The organism is Enterobacter sp. 22452 (assembly GCF_052045065.1).
Classification (GTDB): domain Bacteria; phylum Pseudomonadota; class Gammaproteobacteria; order Enterobacterales; family Enterobacteriaceae; genus Enterobacter; species Enterobacter mori.
This window is the reverse complement of sequence record NZ_JBQEOB010000004.1, coordinates 433,760-450,754: the sequence shown is the minus strand read 5'-3', so window position 1 is coordinate 450,754 and position 16,995 is coordinate 433,760. Positions and strand designations below refer to the sequence as shown.

At 57.9% G+C, this 16,995-nt stretch carries 14 protein-coding genes; 11 read left to right on the top strand and 3 right to left on the bottom strand.

Features of this window, described 5'->3' with window-relative positions; all coding sequences use genetic code 11:
- Positions 1 to 114 precede the first annotated feature (114 nt).
- A complete protein-coding gene (locus ACTJJA_RS14680) occupies positions 115 to 675 on the bottom strand; it encodes a hypothetical protein (RefSeq protein WP_440668533.1) in 561 nt (186 codons plus the stop codon).
- A gap of 9 nt (positions 676 to 684) precedes the next feature.
- A complete protein-coding gene (locus ACTJJA_RS14675) occupies positions 685 to 1,782 on the bottom strand; it encodes an ATPase (RefSeq protein WP_047346742.1) in 1,098 nt (365 codons plus the stop codon).
- Positions 1,783 to 2,264: 482 nt separating this feature from the next.
- Between ACTJJA_RS14675 and ACTJJA_RS14670 the strand changes: the two genes are divergently transcribed.
- The 3 genes from ACTJJA_RS14670 (at position 2,265) to ACTJJA_RS14660 (ending at position 4,421) form a co-directional block, all read left to right on the top strand.
- Complete coding sequence (locus ACTJJA_RS14670) at positions 2,265 to 2,627, top strand: YcgJ family protein (RefSeq protein ID WP_440668532.1); 363 nt, start codon at positions 2,265 to 2,267, stop codon at positions 2,625 to 2,627.
- A 217-nt stretch (positions 2,628 to 2,844) separates the two neighbouring features.
- On the top strand, positions 2,845 to 4,041 hold the full coding sequence (locus ACTJJA_RS14665; RefSeq protein WP_440668531.1) for an NAD(P)/FAD-dependent oxidoreductase: 1,197 nt from the start codon (positions 2,845 to 2,847) through the stop codon (positions 4,039 to 4,041).
- Positions 4,041 to 4,421, top strand: a complete 381-nt coding sequence (locus tag ACTJJA_RS14660; RefSeq protein WP_440668530.1) for a DUF1641 domain-containing protein — start codon at positions 4,041 to 4,043, stop codon at positions 4,419 to 4,421. Before ACTJJA_RS14665 ends, ACTJJA_RS14660 begins: the two co-directional genes overlap by 1 nt.
- A gap of 71 nt (positions 4,422 to 4,492) precedes the next feature.
- Here ACTJJA_RS14660 and ACTJJA_RS14655 read toward each other — a convergent pair whose 3' ends face one another.
- Complete coding sequence (locus tag ACTJJA_RS14655; RefSeq protein WP_023338648.1) at positions 4,493 to 5,326, bottom strand: MurR/RpiR family transcriptional regulator; 834 nt, start codon at positions 5,324 to 5,326, stop codon at positions 4,493 to 4,495.
- Between the two features lie 292 nt (positions 5,327 to 5,618).
- Between ACTJJA_RS14655 and ACTJJA_RS14650 the strand changes: the two genes are divergently transcribed.
- From ACTJJA_RS14650 to ACTJJA_RS14615, 8 genes are all read left to right on the top strand, one after another.
- Positions 5,619 to 7,124: a CoA-acylating methylmalonate-semialdehyde dehydrogenase gene (locus tag ACTJJA_RS14650; protein WP_440668529.1), complete on the top strand. Its 1,506-nt coding sequence runs from the start codon at positions 5,619 to 5,621 to the stop codon at positions 7,122 to 7,124.
- 11 nt (positions 7,125 to 7,135) lie between these two features.
- Positions 7,136 to 9,061 (top strand): 3D-(3,5/4)-trihydroxycyclohexane-1,2-dione acylhydrolase (decyclizing), encoded by a 1,926-nt coding sequence (gene iolD, locus ACTJJA_RS14645; protein WP_440668528.1) that lies wholly within the window; start codon positions 7,136 to 7,138, stop codon positions 9,059 to 9,061.
- 291 nt (positions 9,062 to 9,352) lie between these two features.
- Entirely contained in the window at positions 9,353 to 10,339 is a 987-nt protein-coding gene (gene iolG, locus ACTJJA_RS14640) for an inositol 2-dehydrogenase (RefSeq protein WP_440668527.1), read from the top strand.
- Positions 10,340 to 10,370: 31 nt separating this feature from the next.
- Positions 10,371 to 11,300 (top strand): sugar ABC transporter substrate-binding protein, encoded by a 930-nt coding sequence (locus tag ACTJJA_RS14635; RefSeq protein WP_023333011.1) that lies wholly within the window; start codon positions 10,371 to 10,373, stop codon positions 11,298 to 11,300.
- 48 nt (positions 11,301 to 11,348) lie between these two features.
- Positions 11,349 to 12,896, top strand: a complete 1,548-nt coding sequence (locus ACTJJA_RS14630) for a sugar ABC transporter ATP-binding protein (RefSeq protein WP_440668526.1) — start codon at positions 11,349 to 11,351, stop codon at positions 12,894 to 12,896.
- Between the two features lie 11 nt (positions 12,897 to 12,907).
- Entirely contained in the window at positions 12,908 to 13,936 is a 1,029-nt protein-coding gene (locus tag ACTJJA_RS14625; RefSeq protein ID WP_028014045.1) for an ABC transporter permease, read from the top strand.
- A gap of 8 nt (positions 13,937 to 13,944) precedes the next feature.
- Positions 13,945 to 15,078, top strand: a complete 1,134-nt coding sequence (locus ACTJJA_RS14620; protein WP_440668525.1) for a Gfo/Idh/MocA family protein — start codon at positions 13,945 to 13,947, stop codon at positions 15,076 to 15,078.
- Between the two features lie 12 nt (positions 15,079 to 15,090).
- The gene (locus ACTJJA_RS14615) at positions 15,091 to 16,995 is read left to right on the top strand and encodes a bifunctional 5-dehydro-2-deoxygluconokinase/5-dehydro-2-deoxyphosphogluconate aldolase (RefSeq protein WP_440668524.1); all 1,905 of its coding nucleotides are present in this window, start codon (positions 15,091 to 15,093) and stop codon (positions 16,993 to 16,995) included.

Here is a 16,995-nt window from a genome sequence, read left to right as displayed (position 1 = left end):
CTTAATCATCAGACCCGTCATGTATTCTGTTTAATGAATCCTGTTTAATCAGATGTCAAAAAAAAGGATCCATTGGCGATACAATAGATCCTTTTTCTGCTTAATGGAAGCCCTTTAAGCAGAAATACCGATAATTTTATAGATAAATTCTTTACCACCGCTCTCGGCTGACTCTTCCGAGCGTAAAAGGAAGCCTTCTTCCGTGAGACGCTTAAGCCGTGTGCTTGCATTCTGGACACTAATGTCAAGACCTGCCGCGGCCTCAGCAGTAGTGGTTTTATGTTTTTTTACTATGAAATCAAGAAGCGTTTTATTTGAAGCTGAAGTCTCAGGTCCCAAGAACCGGCACTGCTCTCCCTTCCAGCATGTCAGTGGCTGTTCTCCAGAAAGAGCAGCACCATGAAGATTAGAAATCAAATCTTCATCGCTGACATCGCAGATGTAAAAAGCAATTTCGCGGCTATAGCGTTTTACTGAATAAATCACAGATTCACGGAAGAAAGAAACGTCTGCGCTCTGGATGTTAGCAAGCGAAATGCCTACCTCCGAGGCACCGATAAGTTTTGCAATGTCATCAACTAGGTTAGCATGGGCCTTCCTCCCTTTAGTTGTACCGTAAGGATTAGGTTCACCAGCATATTTTATCAAGTTAAGGATATAATTTTTCTGTTTCATAGCACGAGTTTAATCAGAAATTTTTGGCGATGTCAAAGAGAACTCGAACACAACATGAGTTCCTGCCAATTTTGGCAAATTGAGGTCCCAGTGTTTTTTCTCAAGTGCCCCGTTCGAATAACTCAGATTAACTGAAAAGTTTTCCTGCCTTATTGTCACTTTTGCTTTAAGCAACTCGGCTTTCTCACGACTGGTATGAAGGCCTGCGCCCCGTCCCTTACCTGTTCTGCTTAAGCCTCCGTGTTTCATTGCATAAAGGATAAGTTTTGGATCCGAGGCAGTGGCTCCTGAAGGGAACATAGCGGCAATTTTAGGAAAATGCTCAGCCAGAGCAGGGCGTAGAGTTGCACAGATCCCTTTTCCACTATCTGAAACCACAACTACTACAGATTGCCTGTTACCAGGAGAGTAACACTGAAGCCCAGCGAAACCTGGTATAGGTGTTTCGGAATGATCTTCTACGTTACCCACCATTTCCGCAACGACTGTGAAGAGCTTAGTCGCTTCGTTATGTCCGAAAACGCTTATAAAACTATCACGTATTCGGGACGGCACATTCTCGTCAGTCCCTAACTCAAGAAGCTCAACCAATGAAATACTTTTAGCTTTATAGACTTCAGAATCTTCAACTGCGGGTCTTTGAGGTAGGACAATAATTTCAGGTGCTAAGCGGGCAAAAAAACAGGCCCGATTCAAGTATGAGACTGTTGATTTATTATTCGTAAAATCGAGTGTGACGATTTTACCAGCGTCAGCCAATTGATTAGACAAAGCCAGTAGCCTGGCTACAGCACAGAGCAACAATCGTTGCTCTCCAACAATTTCAATGATGACTTGGTCGATGTTGCACTCAAGAGGGGAGCCTTGTTCCTTTAAAGCAACTTCAAAATCATTCTGAGTAATCCATTTTTTCTGAGATTTGAGTGAAAGTTTGCAAACGGCACTTCCCCTAATTGACCATTCAAAGCTCTCATTTTTATGAAAAACATCCGGTTTTTTATGCAAAATCTGGTTAAGCTCTTTTCGGGCCATACCCAGTTCACGTGCCAGTTCATTTGCTTTTAAACCAGGTTTTTTTAATATTAGATTTATAATACTTGTAAGCATAGTTGGTTCAATTAATTGAAAGTGAGTCGTGATGATTTATGCTTCTAATCATCTAGTTAGGTTCACACTCCTAAGAAAAAACGAAATATCATACACCATTACTCCCCTCTTAAAACATTAGTTTTTTGATGCGTCCTGACCTGCTCACTGTTAACTAATACACGGTTATGTACGTAAAATCTGTATGTGCCATAAAACTATAAACTTCAGCCCCTCGCTCATACCGGACCTAACCCGCCCCACAAGCCCACTCCGTGTAGAGCATAGTAGTTCGGGTCTCTAAAATCGCATGACTCACCTGGATAGGGCCCTTACAATTGCCTCCGAGCCGAACTTGCGACAACTGTTAGGTCAACAAAAAGCTAAACGGGGCTTTTCCTGCTGAAACTTAGAACCATCCAGGATATTACACCCCTTATGAATGGTGGTTCCACCGCGCCCGTTGCAAAGCCGACACCCATTCACCAACGGAGATTATCATCTTGAACAAGTCAATACTCGCATTCTCTGTGGCCGCGCTGCTGGCCGTGTCCGCCATGTCCGTCCAGGCCAAATCCCCCGCCAGACTCAAGTCGCCAGCATCGGGCGTGCTCTGCGACCGATATGTATGCGCCAATGACAAGGGATTATCCCGCGAGTTGACAGAGACGTATCTCGGTAAGAAGGCTGCTGCAAACGAGGTGTTCACGTCGAGCAATGTCGATCTGACCGAATTCACCTTTGCCAACGGCATTTTCTGCGATGTGAAGGAACGACTGTGCCGTGAAGATCGCTATTATGGCGCGAACGGACAGCGCTCCGGGGCTGTCTCTAAAAAGTACACAAAGCTGCTCTTTGGCGAATAATGGTGATGAAAAGAGACCATAGTAAGAGACTACGTTATAAAGATATGAATTATATTTTGTAGTGTATATTTTAAATGATGATGTGGTTGTCAAAATTAAATTTCTCGATAAAGGTTTTATTGCGGAATATTATTCCATTACTACCCTTTAGCTGAGCGTAACAGTGAAGCGGTCTGGTTACGTGAATTCCCATTCACTACCATGAGCGAATAATGGAATGAAAAACCGCATAATTATTGTTGGCGGCGGCACGGGAGGGACGATTGTCGCCAACCTGCTGGCCAGAAAATTACGGCGTGAAATTGCTGCCGGTCAGGTGGAGTTGATGCTGATCTCCGAATCGCCGGTGCATTACTACAAACCGGCGTTTATGTATGTCGCGTTTAACCTCTTCCACCACCATGAACTGGCACGGCCTGAACGGCAATTACTGAGTCCGGAAATTCGATTTATTACCGATAAGATTGAATCTTTCGAATTTAAACAGCGTCGACTGTACGGTGCCAGTAAGCAATATTACGACTGGGACCTGCTGGTTATCGCAACCGGCTGCACGCCTTTCCCCCAAAAAATCCCCGGCCTTGCCGAAGCGGGCGACCATTTTTATCAATATGCGGCGGCAAGACAATTAGCGCATAAGCTCTCCACCATTAAAAAGGGGCGAATATTTATTACCGTCTCTTTCCCGGAAACACCGAATGTTCCCCATCAGTGCGGCATCGCCCCCATTGAAACCACGCTGATGGTTGACGACTATCTGCGTCAGCGCGGCGTACGTAATCAGGTTGAGATCGTTTACACCTATCCAACCGTAGCGCAGTTGCTGCGAAACTGTCTGTTCCTGCAGCGTCCGGTTGGGGAGGCGCTGGGCGATATTTTTGCTGCCAAAGGAATACAGCATCAGCGCGGCTTTACCTTAAGCCATGTCGACCCTGACGGCAAAATTGCTTATTCCGCTGAGGGCGATTCACAGAACTTCGACATTCTGATGGCAACGCCTCCCATCAGGGCAGTAGAAGCGGTGCGTAATACGGGCCTCAGTGAGGTTCATAACGGTGAAGGCTGGCTGCCGACGGATCACCAAACGCTGGGCGTCTACGGCCTGGAAGGGGTGTATGTGATCGGCGATACCGTCGATCTGCCGATCAGTAAAGCGGGAGGGTCATGCCACAACCAGGCGCCGATCGTTGCCGATAACATTGTGGCGGAGCTGTACGGCAGACCTTCCGGAAGCGGTAACCACTACGATGGGCGGGTTCAGGCGGTCGCGCAGATGGGGCTCTGGGCGGGCATGCCGCTGGTGTATGACTATCGCAATGATGTCACGCCTATGCCTGCAACCAAGCTTGGCGGCATGCTGCGAAACGGCTTTAACCGAGGACTGTATTGGGGTGTCGTGAGGGGGATGTTCTGATGAGTGAACAGGAACAGTTATTAAAAAGCCTCGCCCCGCTGATGGCAGGCAATCGTCTGAATAATCTGGTTGATCTACTCGCCGTAGTAGCAGACCTGCTGGAAATGACCGATAACGCGATGGTCGAAAAACTGGCTGGCGTTTTTGAAGATGTGGTCACCGTGGGCTGGGAAGGCGGAACCGCGCTACGCATGGCGTGGGGTGAGCAGATTAACCGGGAAGGGGATATTTCGCTTCGGCAGGTGTTCGCCGCGCTCAACGATCCTGATACCCGCCGCGGCATCATGCTTCTACTGCGGGTGTTACAGATTACGGGGCAACGTCTGAATACTCTCTCTTCCGTCAGTTATTCTGATTGCCCCGAGATAAGGAGTCGTTAATGTCTGGCTGATGCTCTTCAGGCGGCCGGGTAGCGGCTATACCTTACCCGGCCCACCAAACTGCATCGGGGCTATTTCTCCCCGCCACCCAACCTATACGCCAGCGCCACCACCAGCGACTGCACCAGACACAGCGTTGCCGACTGTGACCGGAACGCATCCACCTGCGCCTCTTTCACCACAAAGCAAAGATCGCTAAACGTCGCCAGCGGGCTTATCTGGCTGTCCGTAATCACAATCTGCCGCGCGCCGACGCTGGCGGCGGTTTCGCTGACCATCACCGTCTCTTCCGCGTACGGCGAGAAGCTGATCGACACCACAATGTCGCGCGCCTTGATGCGGCTGATCTGCTCGCGCAGCATCCCGCCCATGCCGTCGAGCAGGATAGGGCGGCACTCGAGGTGGCTCAGGGCATAGGTGAGGTAGGCAGCGACGCTAAAGGAGCGGCGCAGCCCGGCAATGTAGATGGTGTCGGCGTCTGCCAGCAGTTGCACGGCGCGCTCCAGCATCTCCGGTTCGGCGCGGGCGGCCAGCTGCTGTAGCGCTTGCGCGTTTGAGCGGGCAAACTCCTGCAGGATATCGAGCGGCGTTTCCGGCACGGCCTCGCTCTCCATCTCGCGGAACAGCCGGGCGCGGTCGCTGTAGCTGGCGGTCTCTTCAACCAGGTTCATGCGAAACAGCTGTTTCATTTCGTTGAAGCCGGTGAAGTCAAAGGCGTTGGCAAAGCGGATCAGCGTCGAGGGCGGCACGTCGGCGCGCTCGGCAATGACGGCAACCGTATCAAAGGCCACGCTGTTGGTGTTATCCAGCACGTAGCGGGAGACCTGCTGCAGCCTCTTGCTCAGGCTATCGTAGCGATCGCGGATTTGCTGCTGCAGTTCGTTCAGGCTGGTTGCTGTCGTCATCTTATCCCCCAAATACAGTCTTATGATTCTAAACGCAAAACCGCGTCTTTTAAATGTCGGCCATCCATCTGGCAGCAAAAATGAAACAGAAACTTCAGTCATTTCCTCGCCCGAAATTCCTTAATAGCGCACGCTGCGTCAGTGTTGTTGCCTGTTAACATAAAAATCCATCCTTGATCACAATAATCATCATTTATTTTATTTCAACTTAAAATGGAATATTTGTTTCATATATAGTGTTCAGTACACAGCGTTCAGGTAACAGTCACGTATCAACAGCGAGAGGTTAAGGATGGAGACGGTAGCGAATTTTATTCACGGCGAATGTGTCACCGGTTCAGGCCAGCGCGTTCAGGCGATCTTCAACCCGGCCACCGGCGAGCAGATCCGCCAGGTGGTGATGAGTACGGCGCGGGAAACCGAACAGGCCATTGCCGCCGCGCAGCAGGCGTTTCCTGCGTGGGCGCGCCATGCTCCGCTTAAGCGCGCGCGCGTGATGTTCCGCTTCAAGGCGCTGCTGGAAGAGAACATGGAGCGCCTGGCCCGCATCATCAGCGAAGAGCACGGCAAGGTCTTCTCCGACGCGGTGGGCGAACTGACCCGCGGCCTGGAGGTGGTGGAATTTGCCTGCGGCATCCCGCATCTGCAAAAGGGCGAACACTCGGCGAACGTCGGTACCGGCGTCGACAGCCACTCGCTGATGCAGCCGCTCGGGGTCTGCGTCGGGATCACGCCGTTTAACTTCCCGGCGATGGTGCCGATGTGGATGTTCCCGATTGCGCTGGCGACCGGCAACACCTTCGTGCTGAAACCGTCGGAAAAAGATCCTTCTCTGGCGCTCGCGCTGGCGCAGCTGCTGAAAGAGGCTGGACTGCCGGACGGCGTGTTCAACGTGGTGCAGGGGGATAAGGAGTCCGTTGACGTGCTCCTGACCGACCCGCGCGTGCAGGCGGTGAGCTTTGTCGGCTCTACGCCGATTGCGGAATACATTTACCAGACCGCGTCCGCCCACGGTAAGCGCTGTCAGGCGCTGGGCGGCGCGAAAAACCACTGCATTCTCATGCCGGATGCCGATATGGAGATGGCGACCAACGCCATCATGGGCGCGGCCTACGGCGCGGCGGGGGAACGCTGCATGGCGCTCTCGGTGGTGCTGGCGGTGGGGGATAACACCGCCGATGACCTCTGCGCCCGGCTGGAAAAACAGATTGCCGCGCTGCGCGTCGGGCCGGGTCTGGACCAGTCGCCGGAAAACGAAATGGGGCCGCTTATCTCCTCAGTGCACCGCAGCAAGGTGCTGGGCTACATCGACAGCGGGGAAGCGCAGGGGGCGAAACTTCGCGTGGACGGCCGCGGCTTCAGCGTGAAGGGCCACGAGCAGGGCTATTTCGTCGGGCCTACGCTGTTCGATAACGTCACCCCGGAGATGACCATCTATAAAGAAGAAATTTTCGGCCCGGTGCTTTCTGTGGTGCGCGTAGCAGATTACGCCAGCGCGGTGGATCTGATTAACCGCCATGAATATGGTAATGGCTCGGCCATTTTCACCCGCGACGGTGGCTGCGCGCGCCGCTTCTGCGAAGAGGTGCAGGCGGGCATGGTGGGCGTCAACGTGCCGATCCCGGTGCCGATGGCATTCCACAGCTTCGGCGGCTGGAAGCGCTCGATTTTTGGCGCGCTCAACGTCCACGGCAACGACGGCGTGCGCTTCTACACCCGAATGAAAACCATTACCGCGCGCTGGCCGGAAATGCAGCAGGAGACAGGTGCTGCGTTCTCCATGCCGACGCTGGGCTGACAGGAGGTTTTATGCAAACCGAACGTATGACCATGGCCCAGGCGCTGGTCCGGTTCCTTAATCAACAGTATGTCAGCGTTGACGGCAACGAAACGCCGTTCGTCGAGGGCGTCGCCACCATCTTTGGGCACGGCAACGTGCTCGGTATCGGCCAGGCGCTGGAGCAGGACCCGGGCCATCTGCAGGTGATGCAGGGCTGCAACGAGCAGGGGATCGCCCATATGGCGACGGGATTCGCCAAACAGCACCGCCGTCAGCGTATTTTTGCCGTCACCTCCTCCGTTGGGCCGGGTGCCGCCAATATGGTGACCGCCGCGGCCACCGCCACGGCGAACCGCATCCCGCTGCTACTGCTGCCGGGAGATATCTACGCCAGCCGCCAGCCGGACCCGGTGCTGCAGCAGATTGAGCAGTATCACGACCTAAGCATCAGCACCAACGACTGCTTCCGCCCGGTCTCCCGCTACTGGGACCGTATCAATCGGCCGGAGCAGCTGATGAGCGCCATGCTAAGCGCGATGCGAACGCTTACTGACCCCGCCAATACCGGAGCGGTGACCATCTGCCTGCCGCAGGACGTGCAGGGTGAGGCCTGGGACTATCCGCTGAGCTTCTTCGCGCGTCGCGTGCACCACATCGAACGCCGTCCGCCTGACCCGCAGCGTCTGGCGCAGGCGCGGGCGCTAATCGCCCGCAAGCGTCGTCCGCTGGTGGTGTGCGGCGGCGGCGTGCGCTATTCCGGCGCGCATGAGGCGTTTCGCGAATTTGTCGAGACGCTGCAGCTGCCGTTTGCCGAAACCCAGGCCGGAAAGGGGGCGCTGGTAAGTGACCACCCACTTAATCTGGGCGGGGTGGGGGTGACGGGCGGAATGGCCGCCAACCAGCTCGCGCCACAGGCGGATTTAGTGATCGGAATCGGCACGCGCCTGACCGACTTTACCACCGGCTCCAAGGCGCTTTTTTCCCATCCGGACGTTGAATTTCTGCTGCTGAACGTGGCCGAGTTTGACGCCCTGAAGCTGGACGCGACCGCGCTGATTGCGGATGCCCAAACCGGGCTCCAGGCATTAACCCACTTGCTCAAGGAGTATCGCAGCGGCTGGGGAGAGGCGATCGCCGAGGCGAAGTCCGCCTGGCGCGACGAGTGCCGTCGCCTGTGGGATCGCCAGTGGCGTCCTGACGACGCGCCCGAAGTGGCGGGGCATCTGGATGCGCAGTTGGTGGAGTACGGCGAGACGCTCAACACCCGCCTGACCCAGACGCGGGTGCTGGGGCTGATCAACCAGCATATTGAAGATAACGCCATCGTGGTGGGCGCGGCCGGTTCGCTGCCGGGCGATTTACAGCGCCTCTGGCAGGTCAAAACGCCGGACAGCTATCACCTGGAGTACGGCTACTCCTGCATGGGCTACGAGATTGCGGCGGCCATCGGCGCGAAGCTCGGCAGGCCAGAGCAGCCGGTGTACGCCATGGTGGGGGACGGCTCCTACATGATGCTGCACTCCGAGCTGCAAACCGCCGTTCAGGAGGGCATTAAGGTCACCGTTCTGCTGTTTGATAACGCCAGCTTCGGCTGCATTAATAACCTGCAGATGGGGCACGGCATGGGCAGCTTTGGCACGGAAAACCGTCGGCGCAACCCGGAAACCGGGCGGCTTGACGGGCCGCTGGTGAAGGTCGACTTTGCGCAAAACGCGGAAAGCTATGGCTGTCGCGCATGGCGAGTGAACGATGAGCAAAGCCTGCTGGCGGCGCTGGAGGCGTCACGCGCGCATCCGGGCCCGACGCTACTGGACATCAAGGTGCTGCCGAAGACCATGACCCACGATTACGCCTCCTGGTGGCGAACCGGTGATGCGCAGGTGGCAGAGTCGTCTGCCGTGCGCGAAGCCGCGGAGCAAACGCAGGCGCAGGTGAAAAAAGCCCGGCAGTATTAAATTTCCCGCCTTAACGAAATTTTCATTTCATTTCCCCTCACCCCGGCCCTCTCCCCAAAGGGGAGAGGGGATGGTTCGGTGCGGCCTTTTCTNCCTTTGGGGAGAGGGCCGGGGTGAGGGGGCTTCTGTATGTCTTCCCATGTTGTGAGATTGATAACAAAATTTATCTCATTCATCTCAAAAGTGTTAACCCGCACTCAAAAACATAATTTTCACTATTTATAAAAATGAAATAAATGTTTTATTTATAGGGTCGTTAGTTCACAGCATTCACCAACACCGGGAGCCGTTATGTTTAACATTGCTTTACTGGGCGCTGGCCGAATTGGCCAGGTACATGCAGCTAACATCGCCAGCCACGGCGCGACCACGCTCTGGTCCGTGGTTGACCCGAATCAGGAATTTGCCACTCGACTTGCCGCGCAGTATCACGCTCGCCAGCAGAGCCTGGATGAGGTGATGACCGACCCTAACGTTCATGCCGTGCTGATCGCCTCTGCGACCGACACCCACGCGGATCTGATTGAAATGGCCGCCCGCCACGGCAAGGCCATCTTCTGTGAAAAGCCGGTACACCTTGACCTCGCCCGCGTGCGCGACTGCCTGAAAGTGGTTAAAGAGTACGACGTGCCGCTGTTCATCGGCTTTAACCGCCGCTTTGACCCGCAGTTCCGCCGCGTGAAAACCGATGCCCAGGCCGGGCGCATCGGCAAACCGGAATCGCTGCTGATCATCTCCCGCGACCCGTCTCCGCCGCCTGCCGAGTACGTGCGCGTTTCCGGCGGCATGTTCCGCGATATGACCATTCATGACTTTGACATGGCGCGCTTCATCATGGGCGAAGAGCCGGTGTCGGTGTATGCCCAGGGCAGTAACCTGGTGGATCCGGCGATTGGTGAGGCGGGGGATATCGATACCGCGTTTATCGTTCTGAAATACGCCTCCGGCGCGATGGCGACCATCGTTAACAGCCGCCGTTCATCTTACGGCTACGACCAGCGCCTGGAACTGCATGGCTCCGAAGGGCTGCTGTGCGCGGGCAACATTCTTGAAAACCAGGTGCAGCACTACGGCAAACAGGGCTGCACCAGCGCGCTGCCGGAACACTTCTTCCTGCAGCGCTACAAATCCGCTTACGCCGCGGAATGGGAACACTTTGTTGCGGTCCTGCGCGGCGAAGCGGTGCCTGACTGTAGCGGCGGTGATGGTGAACGTGCGCTGTACCTTGCGGATAAAGCGCTGGAGTCACTGCGTAGCCAGCGCGAGATCGTCCTCTAAACACAACAACCCTACACAGAGAGACATAATAATGAAAAAACTGATCGTAGCCGCCCTCATCGCCATGACGTCCGGGGCCGCCCTCGCCGAAAACGAGCAAATTGTTTTCAGTACGCCAAACCTGGCCATGCCGTTTGAAGTTCACATGCAGCGCACGGCGGTGAAAGCCGCAAAAGAGATGGGCGTGAAGCTTCAGGTGCTGGACGGGCAGGGCAGCTCACCGAAGCAGGTGGCTGACCTGGAAAACGCCATCACCCGAGGGGCGCAGGGCTTTATCGTCTCCCCGAACGACGTGAACGCGGTCTCCAGCGCGGTGGATGAAATTCAGGATGCAAAACTGCCGATCGTTACCCTCGACCGCTCCGTCGATAGCCAGAAGAAAGTGCCGCACTTCGGCGCCAACAACTACAAGGGCGGCCAGGCGGTTGGCGACTTCGTTAAAACCAAATTCCCCAACGGCGCAGACATCATTCTCCTCACCGGCCAGCCGGGTTCTTCCTCCAATATTGAACGCACCAAAGGGATCCGCGACAGCCTGAAGGCGGGCGGGGATAAGTACAAGATCGTCGCCGATCAGACCGGGAACTGGATGCGTTCAGAAGGGATGCGCATTGTTGAAAGCGTTCTGCCTTCGCTGCCGAAGCGCCCGCAGGTGATCCTCTCCGCCAACGATGATATGGCGCTGGGCGCGATTGAAGCGCTGCAGAGCCAGGGCGTGAAGCCGGGCGAGATCCTCGTGACCGGCTTCGATGCGGTGCCGGAAGCGCTGGCCCGCGTGCGCGACGGCTGGCTGGCGGTAACGGCGGATCAGCGTCCGGGCTTTGCGGTGCAGACCGCGATGAGCCAGCTGGTGGCCAACGTGCGTGAGAAGAAAGCCATCACCGGGGCCGACTACCCGCCGACGCTGATCACCAAAGAGAACCTGCAGCAGGCTGAGCGTATCGGTGAGGCCGGTAACTAATATGTCCCGAGCCGCCTCTGGCGGCTCATCATGAGGAGGAGCAGACTGATGTCGCAACCCTTACTGAAAGTGACCGACCTGGCCAAAAGCTTTTCCGGCGTCTGGGCGCTGAGCAGCGCGCAGCTGACCGTCGGCAGCGGAGAAATTCACGCCCTGCTGGGGGAAAACGGGGCGGGGAAATCCACGCTGCTGAAGGCGCTCGCGGGCGCGCAGCCGCAAACGCGCGGGGATATCTGGTTCAACGGCGAAACGCTGCCGGTGGACGACTCCCCGGTGGAGCGCCAGAACAAGGGCATTATTACCATCTATCAGGAATTCAACCTGCTGCCCAACATGACCGTTGCGGAAAACATGTTTCTCGGGCGCGAGCCGCGCAAGCGTAACCTGATCGTCGACGAAAAGGCGGTAAACCAGGAGGCGCAGGTCATTCTCGATTACCTGCAGCTAAACGTTGCGCCGACCACGCCTGTCGCCCGCCTGAGCGTCGCCCAGCAGCAGATGGTGGAGATCGCCCGGGCGCTGACCCTCAACGCCCGGTTAATCATTATGGACGAACCGTCCGCCGCGCTGAGCGACAGCGAGGTGGAAAGCCTGCACCGCGTGGTGCGAGAGCTTAAAAACCGCGGCGTGAGCATTATTTACGTTACCCACCGTCTGCATGAAGTTTTCCAGCTCTGCGATCGCTTCACCGTTTTCCAGGACGGCCGTTTCACCGGCACCGGCGCGGTGGCGGAGACCAACGTAGAACAGCTGATCCGCCTGATGGTTGGACGCGACGTGGCCTTTAACCGTCGTCCCGCCAGCGAAACGCATCATGAAGACAAACCCGTCCGCCTGGCGGTGAAGGGACTGAGCCGCGAAAAGCCGCCGCTGGATCCGCACGGCATCGCCCTGCACGACATCAGCTTCCACGTCCACGCCGGGGAGGTGCTGGGCATTGCCGGGCTGGTGGGCGCGGGACGTACCGAAGTGGCCCGCTGCCTGTTTGGCGCTGATGCGTTTACCTCGGGGAGCTTTGAGCTGGACGGCGTGCCGTACCAGCCGCGCGATCCGCTGTATGCCCTCGACCACGGTGTGGCGCTGGTGCCGGAAGATCGTAAAAAAGAGGGGGCGGTGCTGGGGCTGTCGATTCGCGACAACCTGTCGCTCTCCTGCCTCTCCTCGCTGCTGCAGTGGCGCTGGTTTGTGAACACCCGCAAAGAGGACGATCTGATTGAGTCCTACCGCCAGGCGCTGCAGATCAAAATGGTCAACAGCGAGCAGGAGGTGCGCAAGCTCTCCGGCGGCAACCAGCAAAAAGTGATCCTCGCGCGCTGCATGGCGCTCAATCCACGGGTGCTGATCGTCGATGAGCCGACGCGCGGCATCGACGTGGGGACCAAATCGGAAGTGCACCAGGTGCTGTTTGACATGGCGAAAAAGGGCGTGGCGGTGATCGTGATCTCCTCCGATCTGCCTGAAGTGATGGCGGTGTCTGACCGGATCATCACCCTCAGCGAAGGCCGGGTGACCGGCGTGATCCACGGCGACGACGCTAACGAAGAACGGCTGATGACGATGATGGCCATCAACCACAACGCCCTGAACGCGGCATAACGGAGTTTCTCATGACGCAGATGATTTCTAAAACGCAGGCCCCGGTCAAACGCGCCGGACGCATCGATCCCATTGCCTTCTTCGAGCGCTTCGGGGTGCTGATTTTCATGATCCTGCTGCTGATCTTCTTTCAGTCGCAGAACAGCAACTTTTTCTCTGAACGCAATATTTTCAACATCCTGACCGAAGTGTCCATCTACGGGATCATGGCCGTGGGGATGACCTTCGTCATCCTGACCGCCGGGATCGACCTCTCCGTCGGCTCCATTCTGGCGGTGTGCGCCATGACCGCGGCGTACGTGATTAAAGGCGACAACTTCACCACCGTCGACCCGAACGCCTGGGGCGGCATGAGCTGGCTGATTGGGCTGGGAATTTGTCTGGCCATGGGCACGGCGATTGGCTTCCTGCACGGTCTGGGCGTCACCCGCCTGCGCCTGCCGCCGTTTATCGTCACGCTCGGCGGGATGACCATCTGGCGCGGCCTGACGCTGGTGATTAACGACGGTGCGCCGATCGCCGGTTTCGACCCTGGCTACCGTTGGTGGGGACGCGGGGAGCTGCTCGGCATCTCCATTCCGATCTGGATCTTCGCCATCGTCGCCGTCGGCGGCTATCTGGCGCTGCATAAAACCCGCTGGGGCCGCTTCGTCTACGCTATTGGCGGCAACCCGGAGGCGGCGCGCCTGGCGGGGGTCAACGTCAAGCGTGTGCTGGTCAGCGTCTACGTGTTGATTGGCTGTCTGGCGGGGCTGGCGGGCTTCATTCTGAGCGCTCGTCTGGGGAGCGCCGAGGCGGTCGCCGGGATCTCCTTTGAGCTGCGCGTCATCGCCTCGGTAGTGATTGGCGGCACCTCGCTGATGGGCGGCTACGGGCGCATCGGCGGCACCATTATCGGCTCCATCATCATGGGCATTCTGATTAACGGCCTGGTGCTGATGAACGTCTCGGCCTACTACCAGCAAATTATCACCGGATTAATTATCGTTCTGGCGGTGGCATTCGATACCTATGCCAAAAGCCGTCGCGGCGCACTGTGAGGATCACGATGAAAGAGGTTCGTATTGGATTGATTGGCACCGGGTATATCGGCAAGGCGCACGCTATCGCCTATGCCCAGGCCCCGACGGTGTTCAACCTGCGCGGCAAACTGGTGCGCGAGATGGTGGCCGAGGTAAACCCGACGCTGGCGGCAGAGCGTGCGCAGGCGTTTGGCTTTAACCGCTCAACCGGAGACTGGCGGGCGCTGGTGGCCGACCCGGCCATTGACGTGGTGGATATTTGTTCACCCAACCATCTGCATAAAGAGATGGCGCTGGAGGCTATTCGCCACGGCAAGCACGTCTACTCGGAGAAGCCGCTGGCGCTGAACGCCCACGACGCGCGCGAGATGGTTGACGCCGCGAAGCGGGCCGGCGTGAAAACCCTGGTGGGGTTCAACTACATGAAGAACCCGACCGCGCAGCTGGCGAAGGAGATTATCGCCCGCGGCGAGATTGGCGAGGTGATCCACTTCTACGGCACCCACAACGAAGACTATATGGCCGACCCGCTATCGCCCATTCACTGGCACTGCTTTAAAGAGACCGCCGGGCTGGGCGCGCTGGGCGACCTCGCGGCGCATATCGTCAATATGGCCCAGTACCTGGTGGGGGAGATTGAGCAGGTCTGCGGCGACCTGAAGATTGTGGTACCGGAACGCCCGGCGAAGGCCGGATCGTCGGAGATGATCGCCGTCGAAAACGAGGATCAGGCCCACGCGATGGTGCGTTTTGCGGGCGGGGCGCAGGGCGTCATTGAAACCTCCCGCGTCGCCTGCGGCCGCAAGATGGGGCTGTCGTACGTCATTACCGGAACGAAAGGCGCTATCAGCTTCACCCAGGAGCGCATGGCGGAGCTGAAGCTCTATCTGCATGACGATCCGGTGAACCGTCAGGGGTTCCGCACGCTGCTCGTCGGTCCGGCGCACCCGGACTACGCCGCGTTCTGCATGGGGGCGGGACACGGGATTGGCTTTAACGATCAAAAAACGGTGGAGGTGCGCGACCTGGTGGACGGGATTGCCGCCGACGCGCCGATGTGGCCGGACTTCGAAGAGGGCTGGAAGGTGTCGCGCGTGCTGGACGCGATTGCACTCTCGCACCGGGAAGGCCGCTGGCTGAACGTGAACGACATTGTCTGATGAGGTATCAACGTGGAAAAGCAGTTTGATGTGATATGCATGGGCCGCGTGGCGGTAGACCTCTACAGTCAGCAAATTGGCGCCCGTCTGGAGGATGCGTCGAGCTTCGCCAAATATCTCGGCGGCTCGTCCGGCAACGTGGCGTACGGCACCGCGCGTCAGGGTTTACGTTCGTCGATGCTGGCGCGCGTCGGCGATGAACATATGGGCCGCTTCCTGCGGGAAGAGCTCAACCAGGTGGGCTGCGATACCAGTCATCTGATCACTGATAAAGACCGCCTCACGGCGCTGGTGCTACTCGGCATTAAAGACCGGGACACCTTTCCTCTGATTTTTTATCGCGATAACTGCGCGGATATGGCGATTACCGCCAGCGATGTGGACGAAAGCTACATTGCCTCCGCACGTTGTCTTGCCATCACCGGGACCCACCTTTCTCACCCTCAGACCCGCGAGGCGGTGCTGACGGCGCTGGGCTATGCCCGCCGCCACGGCGTGCGCACGGTGCTGGACATCGATTATCGTCCGGTGCTGTGGGGGCTGACCGCCTTAGGCGACGGCGAAACGCGCTTTATCGCCGCCGATAAGGTCACCCGCGAGCTGCAGGAGGTGCTGCACCTCTTCGACGTCATTGTCGGCACCGAAGAGGAGTTCCACATTGCGGGTGGCAGCACGGATACCCTGCAGGCGCTGGGGCAGGTGCGCGCCGTCAGCGACGCAACGCTGGTTTGCAAACGCGGCGCGCTCGGCTGTTCGGTCTATACCGACGCCATTCCGCCCCGGCTGGACGACGGCCTGACGGTGACCGGCGTGCGCGTGGAGGTGCTGAACGTCCTCGGGGCGGGGGACGCATTTATGTCTGGCCTGCTGCGCGGCTACCTGAACGACGAGGGCTGGGAGCAGGCGTGCCGCTACGCCAACGCCTGCGGCGCGCTGGTGGTCTCGCGCCACGGCTGCGCCCCGGCGATGCCGAGCAAAATCGAGCTGGATGATTATCTCGCGCGCGCCGCAATGGTGCCGCGCCCGGATCTTGACCCGCATCTTAACCATCTCCACCGGGTCACTACCCGCCGCCGCGAGTGGCCGGAGCTGTGCGTGATGGCTTTCGATCACCGCAGCCAGCTTGAGGATATGGCGATGCAGTGCGGCGCGTCGCTTAAGCGTATTCCGGCGCTGAAGCAGCTGATACTACAGGCCAGCCGCGAGGCGGCGAGCCGCGTCGGGCTGGAGGGCAAAGCCGGCCTGCTGTGCGACGGCACCTTTGGTCAGGACGCGCTGAACGCGATCACCGGCGAAGGGTGGTGGATTGGTCGCCCCATCGAGCTGCCGGGCTCGCGGCCGCTGGAGATGGAGCATGGCAACATCGGCACGCAGCTTATCAGCTGGCCGCAGGAGCACGTGGTCAAGTGCCTGGTCTTCTTCCACCCGGAAGATGCCCACGGTCTGCGCCTGGAGCAGGAGCAGAAAATTGCCGAGGTGTACCACGCCTGCTGCCAGTCCGGGCACGAGCTGCTGCTGGAGGTGATCCTGCCCGCCAGCATGCCGCGCAGCGACGAGCTCTACCTGCGCGCCATCTCCCGCTTCTACAACCTCGGCATTTACCCGGACTGGTGGAAGCTGCCGCCGCTCTCCGCCGACGGCTGGACGGCGCTGAGCGAGATTATCGAACGCCGGGATCCGCACTGCCGCGGGGTGGTGATCCTCGGCTTGGACGCTCCGGCGGAACAGCTGCGCGCCGACTTTAAAGCCGCAGCGGGGCAGACGCTGGTGAAAGGTTTCGCCGTAGGGCGCACGCTGTTTGGCGATGCCTCCCGCGCGTGGCTGAAACACGATATTGACGATGCGCAGCTGGTGGCGCGCATCCGGGACAACTACCTGCAGCTTATCGCCTGGTGGCGCGAGCGCGGACACGCATAA

What these genes read in the sequence shown, in the direction of transcription:
- ACTJJA_RS14680 (WP_440668533.1), bottom strand. Translation starts at nt 675, where the DNA reads ATGAAACAGAAAAATTATATCCTTAACTTGATAAAATATGCTGGTGAA.
- ACTJJA_RS14675 (WP_047346742.1), bottom strand. Translation starts at nt 1,782, where the DNA reads ATGCTTACAAGTATTATAAATCTAATATTAAAAAAACCTGGTTTAAAA.
- ACTJJA_RS14665 (WP_440668531.1), top strand. Translation starts at nt 2,845, where the DNA reads ATGAAAAACCGCATAATTATTGTTGGCGGCGGCACGGGAGGGACGATT.
- ACTJJA_RS14660 (WP_440668530.1), top strand. Translation starts at nt 4,041, where the DNA reads ATGAGTGAACAGGAACAGTTATTAAAAAGCCTCGCCCCGCTGATGGCA.
- ACTJJA_RS14655 (WP_023338648.1), bottom strand. Translation starts at nt 5,326, where the DNA reads ATGACGACAGCAACCAGCCTGAACGAACTGCAGCAGCAAATCCGCGAT.
- ACTJJA_RS14650 (WP_440668529.1), top strand. Translation starts at nt 5,619, where the DNA reads ATGGAGACGGTAGCGAATTTTATTCACGGCGAATGTGTCACCGGTTCA.
- iolD (WP_440668528.1), top strand. Translation starts at nt 7,136, where the DNA reads ATGCAAACCGAACGTATGACCATGGCCCAGGCGCTGGTCCGGTTCCTT.
- iolG (WP_440668527.1), top strand. Translation starts at nt 9,353, where the DNA reads ATGTTTAACATTGCTTTACTGGGCGCTGGCCGAATTGGCCAGGTACAT.
- ACTJJA_RS14635 (WP_023333011.1), top strand. Translation starts at nt 10,371, where the DNA reads ATGAAAAAACTGATCGTAGCCGCCCTCATCGCCATGACGTCCGGGGCC.
- ACTJJA_RS14630 (WP_440668526.1), top strand. Translation starts at nt 11,349, where the DNA reads ATGTCGCAACCCTTACTGAAAGTGACCGACCTGGCCAAAAGCTTTTCC.
- ACTJJA_RS14625 (WP_028014045.1), top strand. Translation starts at nt 12,908, where the DNA reads ATGACGCAGATGATTTCTAAAACGCAGGCCCCGGTCAAACGCGCCGGA.
- ACTJJA_RS14620 (WP_440668525.1), top strand. Translation starts at nt 13,945, where the DNA reads ATGAAAGAGGTTCGTATTGGATTGATTGGCACCGGGTATATCGGCAAG.